We start from the raw sequence: 24371 nt of genomic DNA on the forward strand, positions 1-24371 counted from the left end.
GGTAATGAAATGAAAATGGATATGTATGAGCACTTTCGTCCGGAGGAGCGTGCTTTTGTAGATAAGGCTTGGGAGTGGGTCGTGAATGCGGCTCAGTATCATGAACTGAGGCTTACGGACTTTCTAGATCCCCGGCAGACTTTCATCTTGGAGAGCTTAGTTAGACGCAATGCGGATGTTGCTGTCAAATATGATGGAGGCACTTCCGTGGCAGAGAGACAGCGTGCAGTAATTGCTCCGGATTATAGGGATCTCACCGAAGAGTCGCTAAGACTTAAGGTTCTTTCAATTCAGCCTGTGGATCAAAAATTCACACAAGTAGATCACGGGGATTACATGGGTGCGCTACTTAGTCTAGGCTTAAAAAGAGACAAGATAGGGGATATTCATGTTCTAGAAGATGGGTGTCATGTGGTTGTAGCAGAAGAAGTGGCGTCTTATCTAAGTATTCATTTGCATCAAGTACATCGCGTATCGGTGAGCACAGAAATTCTAGATATTACGTCGCTTAGAACTTCTGAGGCAGATATCCAGACCCTTGAATTATCCGTCGCCTCTCTTCGCTTAGATGGTATAGCTAGTGACGTATATCGGCTGAGTAGGAGCAAAATTCTTATTCCAATTAAAGCAGGTCGTTGCCGTGTCAATTGGAAAACGGAGGAAGATCCTTCCAAACCTCTGAAAGAAAGCGATATCGTCTCTCTTCAAGGTTTTGGGCGTTTTAAAGTGCTTGAACTTGAGGGCGTGACGAAAAAGGGAAGATACCGCTTGAAAATCGGGAAATTTGTGTAATGTACAGGCAGGAGTTCATTGAACTTCTGTCGAATTGTAGTACCCTAAGAGAGTAAGACGGTATCCGACTTTTGCGTTTTGAAATTTCTAGGAGGTGCACAGCATGCCATTAACGCCGCTGGATATACATAATAAAGAGTTCTCACGTCGTCTACGTGGATATGATGAAGACGAAGTGAATGAGTTTTTGGATCAGATTATTAAGGACTACGAGAGCGTCATTCGGGAGAACAAAGATTTTCAGAATCAGTTAATAAATATTCAAGAGAAGTTAGATCACTTCTCTAATATTGAAGAGTCTTTAAGCAAGACCATTATCGTAGCTCAAGAAGCCGCAGATGAAGTTCGCAACAACGCGAAGAAGGAAGCTCAATTGATCCTGAAAGAAGCGGAAAAGAATGCGGATCGAATTATTAATGAGTCTTTATCTAAGTCAAGAAGAGTGTCTCTAGAAGTTGAAGAGCTCAAGAAGCAGGCTTCTGTCTATAGAGCACGCTTCCGTGTGTTGGTAGAAGCTCAATTAGAGCTGTTGAGTCAAGAAGGATGGGAATCCTTAGAGGCTGAACGAGCGAACTCACGCGAAGAGCGGGAAGTACGGGAAATTTATTAAGTCCGTCGTATCGGTTGACAGCACGATTCAAAACGAGTATAAATAGTATCATAATCATGATAACTAAATTATTTTTTTGATGATGGGAACAAAAAACGCAGTGAACCCTGGTCCCCAGAGAGTTAGGTTTTTAGCTGAAAACTAACGTTCAGGACGCGCGCGATCTATCCTCCCGGAGAAGTAATACCCAAACGTTCTTTTTCGATGATGTATCGATGAACATGTAAGTCTTACCGGTTGCCGGCCGTTATACCGGACCCATATGAAGCGTATGGGACTAAGTGTCATTCTTATGAAGTCTGTCTGGCAGACTAGAAGAGATGAAACAAGGGTGGTAACGCGAGTTCAAAGTCTCGTCCCTTTTAGGGGCGGGCTTTTTTTGTTGTTTCAACGTTTAGCTACTGCATAAAAGGAGAGTGTCGTTATGAAAAAAGTAGATGTAAAAGAAAAGGCCCGCGCTCGGGAGCAGCGGATCCTCGCTAAATGGAATGAAGAGGACACGTTCCGCAAAAGCATGGAGCGTCGTGAAGGCAAACCGAACTATGTATTTTATGAAGGTCCCCCTACAGCCAACGGTAAACCGCATATTGGGCACGTTCTAGGCCGAGTAATTAAGGACTTTATTGGTCGTTACCAGACCATGAATGGATTCCGTGTTGTACGTAAAGCAGGCTGGGATACCCATGGTCTTCCGGTGGAACTTGGCGTGGAGAAGCAACTTGGTATTTCGGGAAAGCAGGATATTGAGAATTACGGCATTGAGAAATTTATCACGAAATGTAAAGATAGTGTCTTCGAATACGAAAAACAATGGAGAGAATTAACTGAGGCCATCGGGTACTGGACCGATCTGGATCATCCTTATATCACATTAAAGAACAGCTATATTGAGAGTGTGTGGAACATTCTTTCTACGATTCATGGCAAAGGTCTTCTGTATAGAGGACATCGCGTGAGTCCATACTGTCCTTGCTGTCAGACTACACTTAGTTCCCACGAAGTAGCCCAAGGTTACGAAGATGTGAAAGATCTGAGTGCTACTGCGAAGTTCAAACTGAAGGAAAGTGGCGAGTATGTTCTCGCTTGGACAACAACACCTTGGACCTTGCCTGCGCATACAGCGCTCGCTGTGAATGCTAAGATTGAGTATGTTCGAGTGAAGCAAGAAGATGGAATCTACATTGTTTCCAAAAACTTGGTTGACAAGGTGCTTAAGGGCGACTTTGAAGTACTTTCCTCCCTTCAAGGTTCTGAGCTAGTTGGGCAACAATATGACGCACCTTTTGACTACATTCATCCGAACAAAGGTCTAGTTATCGTTAGTGCTGACTTTGTTACCGACTCAAGCGGTACAGGGATCGTACATTTAGCGCCTGCCCACGGGGAAGATGACTACAAGACATGCCGAGATCATGGCATTGAGTTCATCAGTGTAGTAGATCTGCAAGGGAAGTATACAGAAGTTGTTACAGACTTGGCCGGACGTTTTGTTAAAGACTGTGATGTAGATATTGTGAAGCTGTTATCAGATCGGGGCTTGCTGTATAGCAAAGAGAAGTATGAGCATAGTTATCCGTTCTGCTGGCGCTGTAAATCTCCACTACTGTACTATGCGATGGACAGTTGGTTCATTCAGACTACAGCGGTGAAAGAGCAACTCATTGCTAACAATAACACCGTGAACTGGTATCCTGGACATGTAAGAGAAGGGCGCTTTGGTAAATTCCTAGAGGATTTGGTGGACTGGAATATCAGCCGTAATCGGTACTGGGGAACACCTCTGAACGTATGGGTATGTGACAAAACAGGCAAAGAATACGCCCCACATAGTATTGAAGACTTAAGAGCCCATGCCATTGGCGATGTTCCTGAAGACATTGAGCTTCACAAGCCTTATGTAGATGAGATTAAACTGCAATCACCATTCCATGAAGATGGCATCATGACCCGTACACCTGAGGTTATTGATGTATGGTTCGACAGTGGGTCCATGCCTTTTGCGCAGCATCACTATCCGTTTGAAGGAAAAGATACTTTTGAAGAGCAATTCCCAGCCGATATGATCTGCGAAGGTATTGACCAGACTCGGGGTTGGTTCTACAGCTTGCTAGCCGTATCTACCCTCTTTACAGGCAAAGCTCCTTATAAAGCCGTTATTGCTACAGGACATATTCTAGATGAGAATGGACAGAAGATGTCCAAGTCCAAAGGGAATGTTATCGACCCTTGGGAGATCATTGAAGAATATGGTACAGATGCTTTCCGCTGGGCATTGTTATCCGATAGTGCACCTTGGACGAGTAAACGATTCTCCAAAGGTATCGTTGCGGAGGCTAAATCTAAAGTTGTCGATACATTGGTGAACACGCATGCCTTTTTAACTTTGTATGCCAATATCGATGGATACCGTTCAGAAGATCATGCTTATCGTACTTCAGACAGTAAACTAGATCGTTGGGTATTGTCTCGTCTGAATAGCTTGATTGTCACTGTGGATAAAGGGCTTCAAGTGAATGACTTCTTGAATCCTGCCAAAGCTATCGAAAATTTTGTGGATGAACTGAGTAACTGGTATATTCGTCGTTCTCGAGACCGCTTCTGGGGAAATGGCCTTAGTGAAGATAAAATTTCGGCTTATCAGACGTTAACTCACGTTCTCGTAACCCTGGCTAAGTTGACAGCACCCTACACACCGCTACTAGCTGAAGATATCTATTTGAATTTAGATGGCGGTGAAAGTGTGCATTTTGCAGATTATCCGAAGGCTGATCTGTCTCTCATTGATGCAGAGCTGGAAAAAAATATGGAGATGGCAAGACAAATCGTGGAGCTCGCGCGGAACGTTCGGAACGAGACGGGAATTAAGACACGCCAACCATTGTCAGAACTTATTGTCTCTCTTGACCATAACTTCGACGTAGCTGCTTACGAAGACATTATCAAAGATGAGATTAATATCAAGAAGATTGTCATTGAACAGAGTGACAGCGGATTTGTTGATTTTGCCTTGAAAATGAACTTAAAAGTGGCAGGTAAGAAATATGGCAAAAATATTGGTTTCTTACAGACGTATCTCAAAGGTCTAGATGCATCCGAGACGCGGCATATTGTGGAGAATGGACAGCTAAATATTACTTCGCCGGAAGGTGATGTTCTTGAGATTACAGCGGATGAATTGCTAATAGAAAAAATAGCTAAATCCGGTTTTGCCTCGGCTTCAGGTTACGGAATTACCGTAGCACTAAATACCGAAATCACACCTGAACTTGAACAAGAGGGATGGGTACGCGAGATCGTTCGCGCCGTGCAAGATACACGGAAAAAACAAGATCTTCCAATTGAGAAACGGATTCAGTTAAAACTCGATATCGACGCTGAACTGCAAGCTGCCATTACAGCCTTCGATCATGTACTACGTGAGAATGTACTTGTGGATGATGTCACATTTGGAAGCGAAGAAACTGCGGAAGTGATAGATATTGGTGGCAAACGAATCGGGATCTACATCAGCCAATAGGGGCTGAATGGATAATGAAGCATGTTTAGGGGTTCTATAGGCTATACTAAATAGCAAAAATATAAACGAGCTTTTGTCTCTTCCCGCTAATCAAGGGAAGGACAAAGCTCGTTTGTATTTTTTCAATACTTATGCAATTTAAGGGAGTGACCCGATTTTGATTAGACGGCGCATGCCACATCCTTCAACAGAAATGACTACTTCTTTACCCTCTGAACAAGTGGAACTACAAGGTACGGATGAAGAAAAAATGAGTGCCATGTATAAACTTACGCTTCATTGGGCTCATCAATTGGAAAAATCGAAGATTATGGAATATACGCAGCTCATGCAAAAGCCTTGGCGACTGGTATGGTTAAATTTAATATCTGGGGCATCAAGAGGTGTAGGAATTGCAATTGGATTTACTTTTTTTGCCGCGACAATTATTTACTTGCTTCAATTGCTGGGTGCGCTCAATCTGCCGATCATTGGAGACTATATTGCGGATATCGTTCGCATTGTACAGCGTCAGTTAGAACTTAATACGTATTAGAACCGGTGCCCAAGGAATCTTCAACGGCCAAGTGTTTTACATTGTCCATGTGTTTACGATAGACGTCATTACGGAAAAAGAATACGTTCTTGCCGTAAATATCTGTAGCTACATAACTTTCAAAGGGTTCACAGAATCCATCTAATTCGTCACTTGCTTCAATCTCCATATCGTTATAGCTGTCCACATTAGAATCTTCGGCCATGGCCGGAGAGTTGGAAGAGCCATAGCTTTCAACAATTTGCCAAGTATCCTCGCCGTCAAAACCATTAAAATCATCTCGTTCATCTCTGCTGGTGCGGCCAAAAGCAGGATACATATTCATTTCTTCTATGGGCCTGTTCGAAGCTACGAAAGTCTGGGGACTATGTTCTTTACAGTAAGCTGTCTCAGGAAGAGCTTGAAGGCGATCTAACTTGATGGGTCTACGGCACGTCTCACAGATTCCGTAGGTTCCATCTTGTATGCGTTCTAAAGCGCCTTCGATTCGCTGTAAATGGAGTTCATCATGTTCAGCCAAAGCTAAATCCTTGCCTCGCTCGAATACTTCGGTTCCAAGATCAGCAGGATGATTATCCAGTGTAGAAAGTTCGCCTGTATTTTGACGAGTGGTATCTGAAATTCCATAATGATCATTCTCTTCTAATCTATGAGTAATGTCTTTGCGCTGCTCCAGCAAATTATGCTGTAGTTGCTCGATTTGCTTTTTGCTTAAATGAGTCATGAGTACACACTCCTCTTAAGTAATCACTGCTAAGTGGTCTTTATGTAGTTTGCTCTAAGCAACAGGCTTTTAAAGGAGGAAAATCCTATCGTACATGGACGGTCTCTTCATGGCTGTGCTACAATATACAAGTCTAAATCGTGGGTAATTCTGCCGGACTGTCTGGCGAGTCCATACCATAAATTGAGGTGATTCTGCAGTGATTTATTACTTAATCGCATTTATTGTTTTTTTAGTGGACCAAGGAACCAAGTATATCATTGCAACTCAAATGCAGCTCCATGACCAGATTCCAGTGATTGGCGATTTCTTTGTTATTACGTCTCACCGCAATCGCGGCGCAGCATTTGGCATATTGGAGAATCAACGTTGGTTCTTTATTTTGATTACAATTGCTGTAGTGGTAGCAATCATTTGGTATTTGCAAAAGATCCGGCATGCTTCCAGCAAGTTTTTGCCTACAGCACTAGGATTAGTGCTTGGGGGGGCGATTGGTAATTTTCTGGACCGCGCTCTCAATGGTGAAGTCGTGGATTTTCTGCAATTTAATTTTGGTAGCTATACGTTCCCCATATTTAATGTGGCCGATTCCTGCATTGTAGTTGGCGTAGCCATGATTATCTTAGATTCGCTATTTGATATGAACAGACAGAAGAAACAGACACACACAGGGAGCGACACGATTTCATGAATGAAATGATGGAATGGAAGGTAGCGGAAGACGCTGCCAAAGCACGTATAGATAAGTACATTAAAGAGCAAGTGGGAGAGGAATATTCCCGTAGCCAGATCCAACTATGGATTGAAGATGGACAAGTTAAAGTCAATGATGTTCAGATTAAGTCGAATTACAAATTATCAATGGGGGATCAAATTACGCTTCATATTCCCTTAGCTGCAGAAGTCATGATTGAACCTGAGAATATTCCATTAGAAGTGGCTTACGAAGATAAAGATGTCATTGTTGTTAACAAAGCCAGAGGTATGGTTGTGCATCCCGCACCAGGTCATTCTTCAGGTACACTAGTTAATGCACTCATGTTCCATTGCAAGGACCTATCTGGAATTAATGGAGAACTTCGTCCTGGTATTGTACATCGGATAGACAAGGACACATCGGGTCTGATTATGGCTGCTAAAAATGATAAAGCACATACCTCACTTGCAGCGCAGCTCAAAGATCACACGGTCACCCGCAAATATTATGCTCTAGTTCACGGAAATGTCACGCATGACCATGGTACCGTTGACGCACCTATAGGCCGTGATTCTAATGATCGCAAAATGTTCGCAGTAACCGAGCGCAACAGTAAGGAAGCTGTAACTCATTTTCATGTGGTAGAACGATTTGGTGACTATTCATTACTTGAGTTGAAGTTAGAGACAGGCCGTACGCATCAGATTAGAGTTCATATGAAGTTCATTGATCATCCTTTAGTCGGTGATCCCATGTATGGAAGAAGCAAAGGTATTCGGATGGATGGGCAAGCACTTCATGCCGCCGTTCTTGGATTTGTGCATCCCGTAAGTGGGGAATATCTCGAATTCTCTGCACCGATCCCATCGGATATGGAAGAGTTGCTTCACAGCTTACGAAACCGTTAAACTAAATAAGGACTAGGTCATGTATACGTAAGGGAATATTCTTCGTCAGTATGGGATAGAGGAGTCTCAGGCTGCTTTTTTGTATGGAATAAACAGCGACTAGTTCTAAAAAGTACAAACGATCCGATACAAAATCCATTCTCATCGGGCTCGGATTACAGCATATTATAACCATAGATTTCATGAAGGAGATGGACAGGCATGAGTATTGAACAATATCAACAGACATATATTCAGAATAGTTTTGCAGATCGTATCGGTGGAGCTAATTATGGTAAAGATACAGCGATCTATAAATTTGAAAAAATCAAACGGGCTAAAGCAGCAGCCAAAAGCGCATTCCCGGATGTAGAACTTATTGATATGGGCGTTGGCGAACCGGATGAAATGGCGGATGCAGGAATTGTAGCCAAATTAGCAGAAGAAGCTGCTAAACCGGAGAACCGTGGATACGCAGATAACGGCATTGTAGAATTTAAAGAAGCGGCTGCAAAATATCTACAAGAGGTGTTTCAAGTAGAGGGTATTGATCCTGTTAACGAGATCGTTCACTCTATCGGATCCAAACCTGCTCTAGCTATGTTGCCATCTTGCTTCATTAATCCAGGTGACATCACCATCATGACGGTTCCGGGATATCCTGTACTTGGAACGCATACCAAATACCTGGGCGGAGAAGTCTTCAACGTACAGTTGACTGAGGCGAACAACTTCCTGCCAGATCTTAGTGCTATCCCCGAAGATATTGCCAAGAAAGCGAAATTGTTATATCTGAATTATCCTAATAACCCAACTGGGGCAAGTGCAACACCTGAATTTTTTGCTGAGGTTGTAGCATGGGCGAAGAAATATGATGTTGTTGTAGTTCACGATGCGCCTTATGCAGCTCTGACGTATGATGGAGTTAAGCCACTTAGCTTCCTATCCGTACCTGGAGCAAAAGATGTCGGTGTAGAGCTTCATTCCTTATCCAAGTCTTATAACATGACCGGTTGGAGAATAGGTTTCGTTGCAGGGAATCCGCTTGTAGTTAAAGCATTTAGTGATGTAAAAGACAACAATGATTCAGGCCAATTCATGGCGATTCAAAAAGCGGCAGCTTATGGCTTAGCTAATCCACAAATCACTGAGAAAATCGCCGATAAATACTCCCGTCGTCACAACTTGCTTGTAGAAGCGCTGAATGAGCTTGGTTTCGAAGCTAAAAAGCCTAAAGGCTCCTTCTTCTTGTATGTAGCTGCTCCTAAAGGGGTTGTAGGTGGACCTAGCTTTGAGAGTGGGGAAGCCTTCTCTCAATTCCTGATTCGTGAGAAGTTAATTTCTACGGTGCCTTGGGATGATGCAGGTTCATTTGTACGTTTCTCCGTTACTTTCATTGCTCAAGGAGAAGAAGAAGAGAAGCGAGTCATTTCTGAAATTAAACGTCGTTTAGGCGATGTGAAATTTGAATTTTAAGTAAATATCAGATTATAAATAAAATGTTACACGCCGTCTGCATGATGCAGGCGGTTTTTTGTTATATTGCTTGATAAAATCATTCATTAATAATTTATAATGTGGATAATTATTCATTTATATTGTATAATTATTAGTATGTAACTGGAGGTTTAGTTCATAGTAAGTTCATTGAAATAATTAAGATTACAAGAGACATGAAATAATTTCGACAAAATCCGACATTACCCGGGAGATTTTCTTGACACGTTGGCAGCAGTCTGTCATAATTCATGTAAATGAATAAGAACCTTTAAATCAGTCCCGTGAGGCTGGCAAGGTAACGTGAATGAAGCCACATTCAAGAAGTATGCAACGCTCTGCGCTGTATACCCTTGAGTATAGCTGAATACCGTCAAAGACATTTCTTTGACGGGAGAACTCCTTGCCCGAATTCGGGTGAGGAGTTTTTTTTATAGCCCCCCACGGAACCTGATGAATTTACATCATTAGGAGGCTTATGCTATGAGCAATGTAGATCATGTCATTATGGATGAGACAGCAATCCGCCGGGCACTCACTAGAATTGCCCACGAGATTATAGAGAAGAACAAAGGGATCGAAGGATGTATGCTGGTGGGTATTCGGACACGGGGTGTATTTCTGGCCAAACGCTTAGCCGAAAGACTAGAAGAGATTGAAGGAACTGAAATTCCATGGGGCGAGATTGATGTTACTACGTACCGAGATGATCGGGCATCGTTAGAAAAAGTAGACGTTCTTACACAGCCTATACCAGATCAAAATATGTTGGGCAAAAAAATCATCCTTTTCGATGATGTATTGTATACGGGCCGTACCATAAGGGCGGCTATGGATGCCATCATGGATTGTGGGAGACCTGAATCGATTCAACTGGCTGTACTTGCAGACAGGGGTCACAGAGAACTTCCCATCCGAGCGGATTTCATCGGCAAGAACGTTCCCACCTCTAAATCGGAAGAAATTGAAGTGCTTTTGACAGAGTATGATGGTCAGGATCAAGTGCGGATAATTCAGAAGCGAGAGGGGACAAGCAAATGAGTATTTCTACAGCTACAGTGAAAGAACGCAGTTTGCTTGGACTTAAAGAGCTTAGCCGAGATGAGATAGCTTCGATCTTGGATCGAGCAGCTCACTGGGATCGCCAGCAGGAGAAGATGTCGCCGATTCTCAACAAACATTTTGTGGCCAATATGTTTTTCGAAAATAGCACACGAACAAGATTTTCTTTCGAAATGGCTGAGAAACGATTGGGCGCACAAGTACTTAATTTTGCGGCTGCGGCATCAAGCGTTGAAAAAGGTGAATCGATCTATGATACGGTTCGTACATTGGAATCCATGGGTATTGACGCTGGTGTTATTCGGCTCAAGCCTATCGGACTGTTAGCGGAACTTGCGAAGAAAGTATCCGTGCCGCTCATTAATGCGGGTGATGGGAACAACGAGCATCCAACACAAGCTCTTTTAGATCTCTATACAATGAAGCAGCATTTTGGAGAGTTAAAAGGACTTCGCGTCTCTATTATAGGAGACATTCTTCATAGCCGGGTAGCTCGTTCGAACTTATGGGCTCTTCAGAAGTTTGGAGTGGATGTGAAATTCTGTGCACCAGCGAATATGCAAGCGCCTGAGCTTGCTAAGTATGCTCCGTATGTATCAATGGAAGAAGCCTTACAGGCTGATGTAGTGATGATGCTGCGAGTTCAGCTGGAGCGACATGGAGAAGGCGTACTTAAATCGGCGGATACTTACCGAGTTCAATATGGCCTAACCGAAGAACGTGCAGCGAAGCTGAACGCAGGTACAATCATTATGCACCCTGCGCCAATTAACCGAAATGTGGAGATTGATGATGCTATTGTGGAAAGTCCACAATCCAAAATCTTTACACAGATGCAAAATGGAGTTCCGATCCGCATGGCGGTTATAGAACGAGCGATGAAATAAGTGAATAAACGGCTCAGCCGTTATGATATAGCAAGAGAACACAGTGTAAATTAAACAAACACAAGCGGAGGTTCGTATGCAACTTTTAATTAAAAATGCAAAAATGCTAAAGTCAGATGGCGAATTGCAGCTTCACGACATATTTATAGACAACGGCCTAATCGAGTCTATTGAGAAAGCAGATGAGTCTACTCGTCAAGTAAGCGAAGATACCCAAGTCATAGATGCTGGAGGCAAACTAATCACGGCTGGCTTTATCGATATGCATGTGCATTTACGCGAGCCAGGTTTTGAACATAAAGAAACGATTGAGACTGGTGCACGCTCAGCGGCTAAAGGGGGCTTCACCACGATCGCCTGCATGCCCAACACTAGGCCGGTAATTGATAATCCAGATACAGTTCGTCTCGTGCTAGATAAAGCGAAGGAAGCGAACTTAGTACATGTGCTGCCTTACGCTGCGATTACGAAAAATGAACTGGGACGGGAATTGACAGATTTTGAGGCGCTAAAAGAAGCGGGTGCTATTGGATTCACGGACGATGGAGTAGGCGTGCAAAGCGCGCAAATGATGAAAGATGCTATGGCCCGTGCAGCTCGTATTGGAATGCCGGTAATTGCGCACTGTGAGGATAACACACTGGTGGAAGGAGCTCCCGTTAATGAGGGGACATTTGCTCGCAAGCACGGACTCAAAGGAATTCCTAACGAATCCGAAGCTATCCACGTAGGAAGAGATATTTTACTAGCTGAAGCAACCGGTGTTCATTATCATGTATGTCATGTCAGCACAGAACAATCCATTCGGCTCATTCGCCAAGCCAAAGAAATCGGCATTAAAGTGACAGCTGAGGTTTGTCCCCACCATTTGCTTCTCTCCGAAGAAGATATTCCGGGGATGGATGCCAATTGGAAAATGAATCCTCCACTACGCTCCAAAAGGGATGTTGAAGCCTGCATTCAGGCAGTCGAAGACGGAACAATTGATATTATTGTGACCGACCATGCACCTCATAGTGAAGAGGAAAAAGCAAAAGGAATGCAGCTTGCACCTTTCGGTATTGTTGGATTTGAGACAGCGTTCCCCTTGCTCTACACGAAGTTTGTGGCAACAGGCAAGTGGACACTAAGCCATCTAATTCAGCGGATGACTTCAGATCCAGCTCGAGTTTTCGGACTGAAAAGTGGACGCCTTGAAGTGGGTGCGCCCGCGGATCTTACCCTCATTGACTTAGAGGAAGAACATTCCGTAGATCCCGCTACTTTTGCTACGAAGGGTCGGAACACCCCCTTTACAGGATGGGTATTGCAAGGATGGCCTGTGACTACGATTGTGAGTGGTAAGGTAGTATACTGCGAATCCTAGAATCGAAAGAATTACACCAATCCTTGGACTAAAAATAGATGTTAATCAATTAAGCTAGCTCGAATATATAGGAGGATGAAATCATGCAAGCAAGATTACTGCTCGAAGATGGCACATTATTCACGGGTAAATCATTTGGATCAGAAACAGAAAAGACGGGAGAAGTTGTGTTCAACACGGGGATTACCGGTTATCAAGAAGTTCTGTCGGATCCTTCATATTGCGGACAGATCGTTACGATGACTTTCCCTCTTATTGGGAATTATGGAATTACCCGTGACGACTTCGAGTCGGTTGCTCCTTCTATTCATGGATTTGTGGTTCGTCGCTACGAACCCGTTCCTAGTAACTGGCGTGCACAATACAGCGTTGGTGATCTGCTTAAGGAATATGAGATACCTGGCATTAGTGAGATTGACACACGCATGTTAACTCGTATTCTTCGTCAACACGGTACGATGAAGGGCATTATTACGACAAGTAATAAATCCGTCGCAGAACTAACCGAAATGATTCAAGCTACTAGCATCACTGCGCTTCGTAATCAGGTAGCTCATACATCCACGAACCATATTTACAGTAGTCCAGGTGCAAAAGAGCGGATCGTACTCGTAGATTTTGGAGCGAAAAGTGGCATTCTGCGTGAACTTACCAAACGTGGGTGTGATGTAGTTGTTGTGCCACATGATACGACCGCAGACGAGATCCGTCAGCTTCATCCCGATGGTATTCAACTTTCTAATGGTCCTGGGGACCCGAAAGATGTGCCTTACGCGGTTGATATGATCAAAGAACTGATGGGAGAATATCCAATCTTCGGCATTTGTCTTGGACATCAATTGTTCGCTTTAGCTTGTGGAGCAGATACGGAAAGCTTGAAGTTCGGTCACCGTGGGGGAAATCATCCGGTGAAGGAACTGGAATCAGGCCGTTGCTTCATCACTTCTCAAAATCATGGCTACACTGTGAATGAAGATTCCATCGTGGGTACTCCTCTAGAAGTAACGCACATCAACAATAATGATAAAACGATTGAAGGACTCAAACATACGAAGTACCCTGTATTTTCTGTACAGTATCATCCAGAGGCGGCGCCAGGCCCTTATGATAACAGCTACCTGTTTGATCGATTCCTAGACATGATTCGCACACACAAACAAGATCATCCACAACAACCGCGCCAAGCACTTATTATGGCTGCATCGAAGGGAGCACGTTAAGATGCCAATTAATCGTGAGTTAAAGAAAATTTTAGTTATCGGATCAGGCCCTATTGTAATCGGTCAGGCCGCAGAGTTTGACTATGCGGGAACGCAGGCTTGTCAAGCGCTCAAAGAAGAGGGCGTAGAAGTTGTTCTTATTAACAGTAACCCCGCAACAATTATGACCGATACCAATATGGCAGACAAAGTATATATCGAGCCTATTACATTGGATTTCGTATCCCAAATTATTCGGCAAGAACGTCCTGATGGACTACTGCCTACCTTGGGTGGACAGACGGGACTTAATATGGCGGTTGAGCTTGCTCGTGCTGGAGTGCTAGAACGTGAGAATGTGAAGCTATTAGGGACCCAACTGACTTCTATAGAGAAAGCAGAAGATCGCGATTTGTTCCGTGACTTAATGCGCGAACTGGATCAGCCTGTACCTCAATCCACTATCATTACTACGCTTGAAGAAGCGCTCGATTTTGCCAATGAGATTGGCTACCCTCTAATCGTGCGTCCAGCTTACACGTTAGGTGGAACGGGAGGCGGAATCTGTGCAGACGAAGAGGAGTTGCGTGAGACTGTAGCCGCAGGAATTCGTTATAGTCCGATTGGTCAATGTCTAGTTGAACGCAGCATTGCTGGGATGAAGGAAGTCGAGTACGAAGTCATGCGCGATGCGAACGATAACTGTATCGTTGTATGTAACATGGAGAACTTTGATCCGGTTGGCGTACATACGGGCGACAGTATCGTAGTTGCACCAAGCCAGACCCTGTCAGACCGTGAATATCAAATGCTTCGTTCCGCTTCGCTCAAAATTATCCGTGCACTGAACATTGAAGGTGGATGTAACGTACAGTTCGCACTAGATCCTCAAAGTTATCAATATTATGTTATTGAAGTGAACCCGCGGGTGAGCCGTTCTTCAGCGCTAGCCTCTAAAGCAACCGGCTATCCGATTGCTAAAATGGCGGCAAAGATAGCACTTGGCTACACATTGGATGAAATTGTCAACCCAGTAACGGGTCAGACTTATGCTTGCTTTGAGCCTACACTAGACTATATTGTGAGCAAGATCCCACGCTGGCCTTTCGACAAGTTCGTAAATGCCAATCGTAAACTAGGCACACAAATGAAAGCCACGGGCGAAGTTATGGCCATCGGTCGTACGTTTGAAGAGTCCATTCATAAAGCGGTTCGTTCTTTGGAAATTGGCACACACCGCTTGTTCCTAAAAGACGCAGAGCTTCTAGAACAAGAAGAGCTGGATAAACGTCTAATTCATGCTGACGATGAACGCCTGTTCTTAATTGCGGAAGCCTTCCGCCGTGGATATGAACTTCAACACATTCAAGATTTAACTCAAGTGGACTGGTGGTTCTTGGATAAAGTCGAGCGGATTATTGAATTCGAACGTCTGATTGCTGCAGAAGAGACACTTAGCTACGAGACACTGTATGAAGCGAAGCGTATGGGATTCACAGACCGTGCCATTGCTGAACTACGAGCAGGCGCAGGCCAAAGTGGATACACAGCAGAGAAAGAAGTTCGCACCTACCGTTTGGATCAAGGACTACGCCCGGTATACAAAATGGTTGATACTTGTGCAGCAGAGTTTGAAGCCACTACACCTTATTACTACTCAACGTATGAGACAGAAAATGAAGTGACCGCGTCTTCCAAAGAGAAAATTATTGTTCTTGGATCGGGACCCATCCGGATTGGGCAAGGGATTGAGTTCGATTACTCCACAGTACATGCGGTGTGGGCTATTCAAAAAGCTGGGTACGAAGCAGTTATTATTAACAACAACCCAGAAACGGTCTCCACGGATTTCAATACATCAGATCGCCTGTATTTTGAGCCTCTATTCTTCGAGGATGTCATGAACGTGATTGAACAAGAGAAGCCGATTGGTGTTATCGTACAGTTTGGTGGACAGACCGCAATTAATCTTGCCGCACCACTCCAAGCAGCAGGCGTGAATATTTTAGGAACGAGTCTGGAAAGCATCGATGAAGCAGAAGATCGCAAGAAATTCGAAGCTCTCTTGTCTAGACTCGATATTGCACAACCTAAAGGTAAGACCATTATCTCTGTAGATGAAGCTGTAGAGACGGCGCAAGGTTTAGGCTATCCGGTATTAGTTCGACCTTCTTATGTACTGGGTGGTCGTGCTATGGAGATCGTATACTCCGATAGTGAGCTACTCAAATACATGGAACATGCGGTTAAAATTAACCCGGAACACCCGGTTTTAATCGACCGTTATATGATGGGTAAAGAAGTAGAAGTGGATGCCATCTGTGATGGAGAGACGGTTCTGATTCCAGGAATCATGGAACATGTGGAACGTGCAGGGGTTCACTCCGGGGACTCAATCGCAGTCTACCCTCCGCAATATCTAACCCAGACGCTGAAAGAGAAAATTGTGGAAGTGACTACGAAAATCGCACGGGAACTAAAAACGATGGGTCTTGTGAACATTCAGTTCGTCATCTACAAAGATGAAGTCTATGTCATTGAAGTCAATCCACGTTCATCCCGGACGGTACCGTTCTTAAGTAAAGTGACCAATATCCCTATGGCTAATGTGGCGACACAGGCCATTTTGGGAACCAAGCTCAAAGACCTCGGATACGAAGATGGACTTTGGCCTGAAAGTGACTATGTGTCGGTGAAAGTACCTGTGTTCTCCTTTGCGAAGCTTCGCCGTGTAGAGCCTACGCTTGGACCGGAGATGAAGTCGACGGGTGAAGTGATGGGTCGCGACCAGCAGTATGCCAAAGCCCTCTATAAAGGCCTCATTGGCGCGGGAATGAAAATTCCGGCAACAGGTTCTATGATTGCTACGATTGCGGATAAAGATAAGGATGAAGCGATCGAGTTGTTCCGTGGATTTAATGCCATGGGATATAACATCATCGCTACAGGCGGGACAGCGGATGCGCTAAGAGAAGCAGGCATTCATGTGACTACCGTCAACAAACTAAGTGAAGGTACACCGAACATACTGGATCTAATTCGCGGAGGAAAAGCACACTTCGTAGTCAATACATTAACCAAAGGGAAAGAACCTGAGCGTGACGGATTCCGAATTCGCCGTGAAGCAGTGGAGAATGGAATTGTATGTATGACTTCTTTAGATACAGTAAGAGCACTTTTGACCATGTTGCAGTCTTTGAACTTTACATCCCAAGCTATGCCTTCACTACCTAATGCCTAATCTTAAATAAAATGATTAATTGTATAAAATATAATTCATAAATAGAAGGGAGCTATTATGCGATGAGTTATAGCAAAGAAATGGCCCATCGTCTGATGGTGGCCTTAGATTACTCCTCGGCTGGGGAAGCAAGAACATTGATTGAACAATTAGAGGGGATTCCCTGCTTTCTTAAAGTAGGGATGCAACTCTTCTATAGTGCAGGACCTGACTTCATCAGAGACCTTAAGGCTAAGGGATACTCCGTATTTTTAGATGTAAAAATGCATGATATTCCCAATACCGTTCGAGGTGGTGCACATAGTGTAACGCACCTCGGTGTCGATATGTTCAATGTTCATGCGGCTGGTGGGTTAGATATGATGAAGGCTGCTTATCAAGGGGCTCAAACAGCTCTTGCAGAGAACTCCACATTACAACCACCTATAATTATTGCAGTGACTCAGCTTACTAGCACGGATAAGTATGTAATGAATGAAGAAATCGGTATTGAAGGAACTGTTGAGCAGACTGTAGTTCGTTATGCAGAACTTACACGTGAAGCTGGCTTGCACGGCGTCGTGGCCTCACCCTTAGAAGTAGCATCGATTAAGGAGGCTTGTGGACAAGCCTTTAGAACCGTGACCCCAGGCATACGCCCAGCAGGTGCAGCTCAAGGGGATCAATCTAGGACGCTCACCCCAGGTGAGGCGATAGCTCAAGGTACGGACTACATCGTAGTAGGGCGTCCCATCACTTCCCATGAGAACCCAAGACAAGCGGCTGAGCTTATTTTAGAGGAGATGACTTTGCATGCTTAATTTAGAACATATCGAAGGTTCGATTGCTAAGGAACTTTTGCAAATTGGATCTGTTGCACTTCGGCCTCATCAACCCTTTACATGGACTTCTGGCCTGAAGTCTCCAATCTATTGCGACAATCGTCTAACCATCTCGCATCCCAAGGTGAGAGATCTCATCGCTACATCGTTTGCAGAGATCATCCGCACTCAGTATCCAGATGCAGATGTTATTGCGGGCACTTCAACAGCAGGTATACCTCATGCCGCTTTTGTTGCCCAGAAGTTGAACTTGCCCATGGCCTATATACGCGATAAAGCTAAAGGTCACGGGAAAGAAAACATGATCGAAGGAATTATTGCACCTGGCCAAAAAGTGGTCGTAATCGAAGATCTGATTTCTACAGGGGGTAGCTCATTAAAAGCAGCATTGGCTGTAAAAGAAGCAGGAGCTGAACCTTTAGTAGTATTAGCGATCTTTAGCTACCAGCTAGATAAAGCCAATCAGGCTTTTAGCGATGCACGGATTCATCTTCAGACCTTATCTAACTACTCAGCACTTTTGAAGGTAGCTGTAGAAGAGGGTATTATAAGTGGAGAAGACTTGAATCTGTTGCAATCGTGGAGACAAGATCCGGCTTCATTCGGGAATTAGATTCTGTATATTCATATCTATATGTTTTTCCATAAAGAAGAGGGCAGCCGCATTAGCGGCTGTTCTATTTTTTGTTCTGTTCATAGGTTGTAGGTAGGTGTCCAAGAAATTAGATTAGGTATGCGGTTTTTTATGGACGAAATGGGCATGATAAGAAAGGTAAAGGCATAATTATAGGAAAGCGAGAGAAGGTTATGATTAACTGGGTATACTTTAATAAACTATATAGAACAAAATTTCAAGCAGGTTGTCTTGCTAAAAGATTAGAACATGACGGTTGGATTTACGGTTTAGATGAACTAAGAGAAGTTGAGATATATCGCTCTCGCCGGGGAAAATACGGAGTAAGATTTATACTTTAAAATAAGTTCTTGACTCCCTCGACCATCATAAGGTATATTATTATATGTCGCTATTTACTGACGCGGGGTGGAGCAGCCCGGTAGCTCGTCGGGCTCATAACCCGAAGGCCGCAGGTTCAAATCCTGCCCCCGCAATATATGTTACATAAGACATAGATAATTAGGGCCCTTAGCTCAGTTGGTTAGAGCGGTCGGCTCATAACCGATTGGTCGGGGGTTCGAGTCCCTCAGGGCCCATTACTAGCAACAAAAAAGAACCTTCGCTAACGCGAAGGTTCTTTTTTGTGTGTCTATTGCATTGTTTTTTAAGAACTATAAAAACGGCAAGTTAATTTTACTACGAAGTTATCCATTAACAATTGAGGGGTCTAATAACCTGTACAATAAATAAAAAAACAGTAATAATAAATGGTATAGGATATTTGAGCGAGCATGAAGAACTTATAAAATAGAGCAATGAGCAACGGCATTATAATTACAATGAAGAGGGTGTGCCTTTGATGTCCGAGGGAAGTACAAATCCTAAAGTGGATTGGTTTTTTAGCTCTGCTAAGAGCTGGCAAGGGGAATTTGAGAAATTAAGAATGATTATGCTGGAGTGTCCTTTAACCGAAGAACTGAAGTGGGGCGTCCCCTGTTATACATCTAAGAAGAAAAATATTGTATTAATTCATGGATTCAAAGAATATTGTGCAATTCTTTTCCCCAAAGGAGCTTTGTTAAAAGATCCCCATGGCATTTTAATTCAGCAGACGGAAAATGTACAAGCGGCGCGCCAAATCAGGTTCACGAATCTTCAGGATATTGTAGAGCAAGTATCTAAAATAAAAGAATATATCTACGAAGCCATTGAAATAGAACAAGCTGGCTTGAAGGTCGATATGAAAAAAAGTACAGAGTATACCATTCCAGAAGAATTACAAAGGAAAATGGATGCCAATACTTCCCTCAAAACTGCTTTTGCAGCATTAACTCCTGGCCGACAAAGGGCCTATTTGTTCTACTTTTCTGAAGCTAAGCAGTCTAAGACTAGAGAATCTAGGATAGAAAAATATATACAGCACATTCTTGAGGGCAAAGGCTTGAATGATTAAGTTTTTCTGAGTAGCATGTTAGTGATGTGATGTGATGTGATGTGATGTGATGTGATGTGATGTGATGTAATGTAATGCTATGTAATGCGAGGTCATATCACGGCACTATTGTACCGTATCCAGTCTGATCATGTTGCGTATTGGAATACACAAAAAAGCAGCCTCTTCCCCATGAGAAGTGACTGCTTCTTATTCGATGTTAATGAATTCTAGCGACGTCTACCGAAGAAACCATATCCGCCACCAGCGAGGATGACAATAATAATGATAATTAGCAATGTGTTACTCATGTGTACCACTCCTTTAAGTTAAGTTCTTATTGTATGTTTACCCAGACCAATGCTTGCTGAATACCTAATACAACAAAAAAATAAAATATTGAAGTGTATACGCCAAAAAAACACCTCGAAAGGTGTCTGTTTTTGGATATTTTAGGCTAATCAGGCATGATCCATACGATCTCAGCAATACGAAGATAAAAGTTTTTGCCTCGATTTTGAAGCACGACATGATCGGGTTTTACTTCACACACAACGCCTTCTAGACGTCCACGAGTAGTCTCGAATAAGACACATTTGCCCTTCGTAGTCTTCAAGGCTTCCACAACAAATAGATCTGAAGGATTCACAGTAATGGGGTATTGGGAACCTGGCGCATAGTTCATGGGATACGTGTAGCTATTCACAGTTTCACTCCTCAATTCGTTATATCCTAACCTATGCCATTGCCCAGTTTGGTGTATAGGCTGCCGCCTAGTATTGATTAGAATATTGTTCGTCTTCTCTTGATTTCTGGTAAGCTATTAAGGTAATGGTGCGTCCCGTAAGTTCCTTCATTGCTTCTTCAGTTTTTTGTAAAAGCTCTAAAGCTTGAGGAGATTGTTGAAGCTGAGCCACCTTATACTCATTCGTGTCTATATGCATAAGAAGGATTCCTTTCCTTATAACCGTTTCGTCATAATTTATCCATTTCATGCCTGACTCATTCGTTGCATGTTTTATCTTTTAAGGTTCCTTTTTCATAGATTTGGGTAAACATATTTTACTTTTGACTGAAGACATTTTTATAGAACGGTAGGGGGCTAGGTATGAAGAATCTAATTCCAGAAATTAAAGTGCAGTTCAGTTGCCCAGACTGCGATGAAGAAATTCAGGTTATTTTTCACAATCAACAGGTAGAGGCCATTCATTGTTCCAAATGTAACAAGGTATATTCTTTACTAAAACCCACCATTGGTGAAGAAATATTGTTGGATTGGGAAAGAGAAGCACTCTATCATAAAATAAAAGCCGAAAAATCGAATCAAGACAATTCCAGTCTTGTAGCTCTGATGATTAAGGTGGCCGAATTGTTGACGTGGAGAGATGAAGGACATGGCAAGCTTAAGGCCATTGAGGCACTACGGGAGTGGGCAATGGATCATGAAGATCCTAAAGCAATTAGTGAACTAAAGATGATTTACGGGAGCAAAAAAACACATAATTATCCACGTAGATTTTAGAATTTAATTCACAATGCATAAATAAGTGGATCTTGTAGGAAAATAATCAGGTCTTTCAAATCACTTAAGGGAGTGTTACGCATGCGTGAAGGATTGATCCCAACTGTTCTAGGAACTGTTGTCTCTGCTTCTGCCGCTTCACTGCTCGGAAGTAAGTATAAGTTGGCTGCAACCGGCGTATTAGGGTTTGGTCTAGCTCATATTGTTCTCGGTACCATTGATTTAATTGAGCACCGTTAACACATTTGGAAGATAACCGGGGGAGCTTAGGCTTTCCCGGTTTTTTGTGTCTCTGTTTTTTGTGTCTCTGTTTTTTGTGTATAAAGAAATCATCTTCTACTGCTTAGTATAAGCTTCAATCACTTCTTCAATATCCTGTAAACGAATTACAAGTTGATCAAGGGAAAGTTCTGGTCCATAACGTGCGAGAATTCGGGGTAGATCAATGGCAACACTGTGGCCTAGTCCTTTTAATCTAGGAACTATTAAATCTTCAAGCGTAATGCTGAGCGTAGTGCCATCTCCATACTCTTCCATATCAAATGAATTCCAAACTAAAGGAATGTCTAGGCGAAGCGTCTGGCTGTAATCAATCTCGTCTCCCGAGAGCTTGACTAATACTAAAGTAGGGGCTTGATGTTCCGTAGCAAACTCATGGATAACTCCGATACGCATCATTGTTCACTCCTTATTCAATTGGGTGTGTAACTTTTGTAATAAGCTTTGCGTGGCCTCAGACAATGTTAATGTTTTGGAGACCAAGTTCCTTTGGAAATCATCCATCCATAGAATATGGTGCAGAATCCGATTCTGAATCTGAATCAGGCGAGCATGCGCAATGGTGTGAGGGAGATGGAACTCTGAGCTAATCTGTTCAACGGCATCTTTTAAGGATTCCTCCAGGTCAATAGCCGCAATCATAAAAAAGGGAGCCGCGGCATAAGCCAAAAATCTCTCGGCTTCCATTTCCTGCTGTTGATGAAAAAGTTCATGCATTTGAGTTTGATCGCCGGCATGGCGAAGGACATGGCATAGTTCATGGAAAAAAATAAGCCGCTGAGTCTCCTTATCGATGCAGTGTGGCAAAAAGATTACATTCGATATATTGCATGAAAAAGGCTTCCCTTGATATATAACGATATCGATCCCGAATGCTTCAGCGACATGTTCAATCTCTAAGTCATTTGCAGTGAGGATACCATGCTGTTGATAGCGTATACTAATCCAATGTTCCAACTCGGTCTCTCGATATAAAGATAAATCCATCATATTCACCTCTGAATAGGAATATATGTTCGCTATATGATTAAAAATATGGCCCTTCTTTAGAAGGGCATATAAATAAAGTTGAAAGAAGTGTGGCGGTGTTAAGACCTTTTTTCTTTGTGTTCCCGATAGGCTCGAAGAGCCGCTTGCATAACTTTAATTTCCTCAGCACTATACGATTCAGGCCCACCATAAAAAGCAAGGCCTATATTTAAATTTTCTTCGGAGGGTTCTTTAGGAACCTCCGTTCTACCAAGCAAATAATCAGTATCTACACGTAAAATATCAGCGAGTTTAGATAAGGTGTCGGAATCAATAGCTCGTTTGCCAGATTCATAATGGCCATATCCTTGGCGAGTCATGCCCAGTTGGTCGGCCATATCTTGATGTGTAAAATTACGATCCAACCTAAGCTTACTTAAACGTTCCGTTAACACTACAACACCCCCGGTACATTAAGTATATATCAAAAAAATGCTTATGCAACATTTTGTTTCCTGTAATATATTGACAGGATATTATAACTGCGTATAATGAGGGCATAAGGAAACAAATTGTTGCCTTAAAATGAGAATATATTTTAAAAATAGAAAAAGAGGAGGACAGGTGATGGGAACAGCAGACATGGTGAATTTAGAGAAATGGTTGCCTCTAGCGGAGAAATATGGCCTGTCTGTCGTGCTTTCGTTCATATTATTGTTATTTGTAGGCATGGTGGTTCGCATGATTGTGAGAGGGGATCTTGTGCCGCGGAGTATGTTAGAGCGAGCAGAAGAGGATCGGGATCGACTTCAAGCCATATTGGATCGGGAGCGGGAGGGGTTCATGAATCCGTTATTGGACATGGTTAAGCATTTGAAGCAAGATTATACCTCGAAGAACGACTAGATCATGGGAATTGATAGAGGATTAGAAAATAAATCGAATGGGTGATTAGTCTCTTTTATAAGAAAAAGGAAAGCCCCACACATGTCAGACTTTAAGAACTACGGATCTGATGATACTACTGTGAATCATACTAATGCATGGGCAGAATTTCTATCGAGCGGGTTAATCAACATTCAGGAAATAAGTAAGGCTTGAAGAGTCTAGATATCCATACAATCATCGTAATTTATCTAGATCGAATTAAAGATACAGTTCGACTTTTAACAAAGAAAATGTAGCTATGGAATGTATCTCTAATATATTTCTTTGAGAACAAGGCATATACCCAGCCTAATGCAGAGGTGCAGGCATAAGGTGGGATATAACCATTTCAAGGAGGAATATTCATGAATAGTTCAACAGGGTCGGTGCCCCATACTCCCCATTTGGTAGCACCTCAAACGACGTATACGGCACCATCGAACACTACAGTTGAGATTGAAGCAGGGCAGGTATACACCAGTAATATGTACACTATACCTACACACAAAATTGCTCCACAGTATAGCCACCACCATAAGCATCATTATCCAGCTCCTGCCCCTTATGCTCCAGCTTGTCCACCTTCACAAGATTTCTGGGGTTCAAGTGGATATATACTCGTTTTATTTATTTTGCTTGTAATTATAAGCCGGGGTCTCGGTTCTTATTAATTGCTTAAGTTGAGGTAAATGAATACACAAAAAGCGGTTTTCTTAGCGAAACCGCTTATTTGTGTATGCGATTTAAAATAATTAGTGTTCTAAAGAGAGGTTCTAAGGAGAAACTGCTGG

25 protein-coding genes and 2 tRNA genes are annotated in these 24371 nt (G+C 42.9%); 21 read left to right on the forward strand and 6 right to left on the reverse strand.

Annotation, left to right across the window (positions count from 1 at the left end; genetic code table 11):
• The first annotated feature begins 9 nt into the window (after positions 1 to 9).
• The 4 genes from J2Z69_RS01275 to J2Z69_RS01290 all read left to right on the forward strand — a co-directional run bounded on the left by J2Z69_RS01275 (position 10) and on the right by J2Z69_RS01290 (position 5454).
• A complete protein-coding gene (locus J2Z69_RS01275) occupies positions 10 to 792 on the forward strand; it encodes a YlmH family RNA-binding protein (protein ID WP_209858467.1) in 783 nt (260 codons plus the stop codon).
• Between the two features lie 103 nt (positions 793 to 895).
• The gene (locus tag J2Z69_RS01280) at positions 896 to 1402 is read left to right on the forward strand and encodes a DivIVA domain-containing protein (protein WP_209858469.1); all 507 of its coding nucleotides are present in this window, start codon (positions 896 to 898) and stop codon (positions 1400 to 1402) included.
• Between the two features lie 424 nt (positions 1403 to 1826).
• Positions 1827 to 4919 carry an isoleucine--tRNA ligase gene (gene ileS / locus J2Z69_RS01285; protein ID WP_209858473.1) on the forward strand — a complete coding sequence of 1031 codons (3093 nt, stop codon included), beginning with the start codon at positions 1827 to 1829 and terminating at the stop codon, positions 4917 to 4919.
• Between the two features lie 193 nt (positions 4920 to 5112).
• Positions 5113 to 5454 carry a DUF5665 domain-containing protein gene (locus tag J2Z69_RS01290; protein ID WP_209860417.1) on the forward strand — a complete coding sequence of 114 codons (342 nt, stop codon included), beginning with the start codon at positions 5113 to 5115 and terminating at the stop codon, positions 5452 to 5454.
• Here the strand turns inward: J2Z69_RS01290 and J2Z69_RS01295 are convergent.
• Positions 5441 to 6178, reverse strand: a complete 738-nt coding sequence (locus J2Z69_RS01295; protein ID WP_209858474.1) for a TraR/DksA C4-type zinc finger protein — start codon at positions 6176 to 6178, stop codon at positions 5441 to 5443. The two genes, J2Z69_RS01290 and J2Z69_RS01295, sit on opposite strands and share 14 nt — an antisense overlap.
• Before the next feature lie 199 nt (positions 6179 to 6377).
• Here J2Z69_RS01295 and lspA point away from each other — a divergent pair, with 199 nt between their 5' ends.
• From lspA to J2Z69_RS01360, 13 genes are all read left to right on the forward strand, one after another.
• Positions 6378 to 6869: a signal peptidase II gene (gene lspA, locus J2Z69_RS01300; protein ID WP_209858476.1), complete on the forward strand. Its 492-nt coding sequence runs from the start codon at positions 6378 to 6380 to the stop codon at positions 6867 to 6869.
• Positions 6866 to 7783 carry an RluA family pseudouridine synthase gene (locus J2Z69_RS01305; RefSeq protein ID WP_209858478.1) on the forward strand — a complete coding sequence of 306 codons (918 nt, stop codon included), beginning with the start codon at positions 6866 to 6868 and terminating at the stop codon, positions 7781 to 7783. Before lspA ends, J2Z69_RS01305 begins: the two co-directional genes overlap by 4 nt.
• Positions 7784 to 7984: 201 nt before the next feature.
• Complete coding sequence (locus J2Z69_RS01310; RefSeq protein ID WP_209858480.1) at positions 7985 to 9238, forward strand: LL-diaminopimelate aminotransferase; 1254 nt, start codon at positions 7985 to 7987, stop codon at positions 9236 to 9238.
• A gap of 504 nt (positions 9239 to 9742) precedes the next feature.
• A complete protein-coding gene (pyrR, locus tag J2Z69_RS01315; protein ID WP_209858482.1) occupies positions 9743 to 10300 on the forward strand; it encodes a bifunctional pyr operon transcriptional regulator/uracil phosphoribosyltransferase PyrR in 558 nt (185 codons plus the stop codon).
• Positions 10297 to 11208 carry an aspartate carbamoyltransferase catalytic subunit gene (locus J2Z69_RS01320; RefSeq protein WP_209858483.1) on the forward strand — a complete coding sequence of 304 codons (912 nt, stop codon included), beginning with the start codon at positions 10297 to 10299 and terminating at the stop codon, positions 11206 to 11208. The genes pyrR and J2Z69_RS01320 overlap by 4 nt, the downstream gene beginning before the upstream one ends.
• Positions 11209 to 11284: 76 nt before the next feature.
• On the forward strand, positions 11285 to 12574 hold the full coding sequence (locus J2Z69_RS01325; RefSeq protein WP_209858484.1) for a dihydroorotase: 1290 nt from the start codon (positions 11285 to 11287) through the stop codon (positions 12572 to 12574).
• Between the two features lie 83 nt (positions 12575 to 12657).
• The gene (locus J2Z69_RS01330) at positions 12658 to 13794 is read left to right on the forward strand and encodes a carbamoyl phosphate synthase small subunit (protein WP_209858485.1); all 1137 of its coding nucleotides are present in this window, start codon (positions 12658 to 12660) and stop codon (positions 13792 to 13794) included.
• 1 nt (position 13795) lies between these two features.
• Positions 13796 to 17014: a carbamoyl-phosphate synthase large subunit gene (carB, locus tag J2Z69_RS01335; protein WP_209858488.1), complete on the forward strand. Its 3219-nt coding sequence runs from the start codon at positions 13796 to 13798 to the stop codon at positions 17012 to 17014.
• Between the two features lie 62 nt (positions 17015 to 17076).
• Entirely contained in the window at positions 17077 to 17814 is a 738-nt protein-coding gene (pyrF, locus tag J2Z69_RS01340) for an orotidine-5'-phosphate decarboxylase (RefSeq protein ID WP_281069359.1), read from the forward strand.
• On the forward strand, positions 17807 to 18448 hold the full coding sequence (gene pyrE, locus J2Z69_RS01345; protein WP_209858491.1) for an orotate phosphoribosyltransferase: 642 nt from the start codon (positions 17807 to 17809) through the stop codon (positions 18446 to 18448). The genes pyrF and pyrE overlap by 8 nt, the downstream gene beginning before the upstream one ends.
• Before the next feature lie 423 nt (positions 18449 to 18871).
• A tRNA-Met gene (locus tag J2Z69_RS01350) sits at positions 18872 to 18945 on the forward strand.
• Between the two features lie 28 nt (positions 18946 to 18973).
• Positions 18974 to 19047 (forward strand) — tRNA-Ile (locus J2Z69_RS01355).
• Positions 19048 to 19310: 263 nt separating this feature from the next.
• Entirely contained in the window at positions 19311 to 19904 is a 594-nt protein-coding gene (locus tag J2Z69_RS01360; protein WP_209860419.1) for a YdeI/OmpD-associated family protein, read from the forward strand.
• 436 nt (positions 19905 to 20340) lie between these two features.
• On the opposite strand, the gene J2Z69_RS01365 is transcribed toward J2Z69_RS01360, so the two are convergent.
• Positions 20341 to 20589, reverse strand: a complete 249-nt coding sequence (locus tag J2Z69_RS01365) for a DUF2642 domain-containing protein (protein WP_342591543.1) — start codon at positions 20587 to 20589, stop codon at positions 20341 to 20343.
• 67 nt (positions 20590 to 20656) lie between these two features.
• Entirely contained in the window at positions 20657 to 20827 is a 171-nt protein-coding gene (locus J2Z69_RS01370; protein ID WP_209858492.1) for a hypothetical protein, read from the reverse strand.
• 164 nt (positions 20828 to 20991) lie between these two features.
• On the opposite strand from J2Z69_RS01370, the gene J2Z69_RS01375 reads away from it, so the two are divergent.
• Positions 20992 to 21405, forward strand: a complete 414-nt coding sequence (locus J2Z69_RS01375) for a hypothetical protein (RefSeq protein ID WP_209858493.1) — start codon at positions 20992 to 20994, stop codon at positions 21403 to 21405.
• 81 nt (positions 21406 to 21486) lie between these two features.
• Entirely contained in the window at positions 21487 to 21645 is a 159-nt protein-coding gene (locus J2Z69_RS01380) for an asparagine synthase (protein ID WP_209858494.1), read from the forward strand.
• Between the two features lie 96 nt (positions 21646 to 21741).
• Here the strand turns inward: J2Z69_RS01380 and J2Z69_RS01385 are convergent, their stop codons facing one another.
• From J2Z69_RS01385 to J2Z69_RS01395, 3 genes are all read right to left on the reverse strand, one after another.
• Entirely contained in the window at positions 21742 to 22080 is a 339-nt protein-coding gene (locus J2Z69_RS01385) for a hypothetical protein (RefSeq protein ID WP_209858495.1), read from the reverse strand.
• Between the two features lie 6 nt (positions 22081 to 22086).
• Positions 22087 to 22671: an ImmA/IrrE family metallo-endopeptidase gene (locus J2Z69_RS01390; protein ID WP_209858497.1), complete on the reverse strand. Its 585-nt coding sequence runs from the start codon at positions 22669 to 22671 to the stop codon at positions 22087 to 22089.
• 101 nt (positions 22672 to 22772) lie between these two features.
• On the reverse strand, positions 22773 to 23108 hold the full coding sequence (locus tag J2Z69_RS01395) for a helix-turn-helix domain-containing protein (RefSeq protein ID WP_209858498.1): 336 nt from the start codon (positions 23106 to 23108) through the stop codon (positions 22773 to 22775).
• Between the two features lie 172 nt (positions 23109 to 23280).
• Between J2Z69_RS01395 and J2Z69_RS01400 the strand changes: the two genes are divergently transcribed.
• Entirely contained in the window at positions 23281 to 23559 is a 279-nt protein-coding gene (locus tag J2Z69_RS01400) for a hypothetical protein (protein ID WP_209858499.1), read from the forward strand.
• 386 nt (positions 23560 to 23945) lie between these two features.
• On the forward strand, positions 23946 to 24251 hold the full coding sequence (locus J2Z69_RS01405; protein WP_209860577.1) for a hypothetical protein: 306 nt from the start codon (positions 23946 to 23948) through the stop codon (positions 24249 to 24251).
• Positions 24252 to 24371: the final 120 nt, after the last annotated feature.

This window comes from Paenibacillus shirakamiensis, assembly GCF_017874255.1.
Taxonomy (GTDB): domain Bacteria; phylum Bacillota; class Bacilli; order Paenibacillales; family Paenibacillaceae; genus Fontibacillus; species Fontibacillus shirakamiensis.

Bases quoted from the DNA above. Each gene is read 5' to 3' on its own strand.
- J2Z69_RS01275 (WP_209858467.1), top strand. From the start codon at position 10: ATGAAAATGGATATGTATGAGCACTTTCGTCCGGAGGAGCGTGCTTTT.
- J2Z69_RS01280 (WP_209858469.1), top strand. From the start codon at position 896: ATGCCATTAACGCCGCTGGATATACATAATAAAGAGTTCTCACGTCGT.
- ileS (WP_209858473.1), top strand. From the start codon at position 1,827: ATGAAAAAAGTAGATGTAAAAGAAAAGGCCCGCGCTCGGGAGCAGCGG.
- J2Z69_RS01290 (WP_209860417.1), top strand. From the start codon at position 5,113: ATGACTACTTCTTTACCCTCTGAACAAGTGGAACTACAAGGTACGGAT.
- J2Z69_RS01295 (WP_209858474.1), bottom strand. From the start codon at position 6,178: ATGACTCATTTAAGCAAAAAGCAAATCGAGCAACTACAGCATAATTTG.
- J2Z69_RS01305 (WP_209858478.1), top strand. From the start codon at position 6,866: ATGAATGAAATGATGGAATGGAAGGTAGCGGAAGACGCTGCCAAAGCA.
- J2Z69_RS01310 (WP_209858480.1), top strand. From the start codon at position 7,985: ATGAGTATTGAACAATATCAACAGACATATATTCAGAATAGTTTTGCA.
- pyrR (WP_209858482.1), top strand. From the start codon at position 9,743: ATGAGCAATGTAGATCATGTCATTATGGATGAGACAGCAATCCGCCGG.
- J2Z69_RS01320 (WP_209858483.1), top strand. From the start codon at position 10,297: ATGAGTATTTCTACAGCTACAGTGAAAGAACGCAGTTTGCTTGGACTT.
- J2Z69_RS01325 (WP_209858484.1), top strand. From the start codon at position 11,285: ATGCAACTTTTAATTAAAAATGCAAAAATGCTAAAGTCAGATGGCGAA.
- J2Z69_RS01330 (WP_209858485.1), top strand. From the start codon at position 12,658: ATGCAAGCAAGATTACTGCTCGAAGATGGCACATTATTCACGGGTAAA.
- carB (WP_209858488.1), top strand. From the start codon at position 13,796: ATGCCAATTAATCGTGAGTTAAAGAAAATTTTAGTTATCGGATCAGGC.
- pyrF (WP_281069359.1), top strand. From the start codon at position 17,077: ATGAGTTATAGCAAAGAAATGGCCCATCGTCTGATGGTGGCCTTAGAT.
- pyrE (WP_209858491.1), top strand. From the start codon at position 17,807: ATGCTTAATTTAGAACATATCGAAGGTTCGATTGCTAAGGAACTTTTG.
- J2Z69_RS01360 (WP_209860419.1), top strand. From the start codon at position 19,311: ATGTCCGAGGGAAGTACAAATCCTAAAGTGGATTGGTTTTTTAGCTCT.
- J2Z69_RS01370 (WP_209858492.1), bottom strand. From the start codon at position 20,827: ATGCATATAGACACGAATGAGTATAAGGTGGCTCAGCTTCAACAATCT.
- J2Z69_RS01375 (WP_209858493.1), top strand. From the start codon at position 20,992: ATGAAGAATCTAATTCCAGAAATTAAAGTGCAGTTCAGTTGCCCAGAC.
- J2Z69_RS01380 (WP_209858494.1), top strand. From the start codon at position 21,487: ATGCGTGAAGGATTGATCCCAACTGTTCTAGGAACTGTTGTCTCTGCT.
- J2Z69_RS01385 (WP_209858495.1), bottom strand. From the start codon at position 22,080: ATGCGTATCGGAGTTATCCATGAGTTTGCTACGGAACATCAAGCCCCT.
- J2Z69_RS01390 (WP_209858497.1), bottom strand. From the start codon at position 22,671: ATGGATTTATCTTTATATCGAGAGACCGAGTTGGAACATTGGATTAGT.
- J2Z69_RS01400 (WP_209858499.1), top strand. From the start codon at position 23,281: ATGGGAACAGCAGACATGGTGAATTTAGAGAAATGGTTGCCTCTAGCG.
- J2Z69_RS01405 (WP_209860577.1), top strand. From the start codon at position 23,946: ATGAATAGTTCAACAGGGTCGGTGCCCCATACTCCCCATTTGGTAGCA.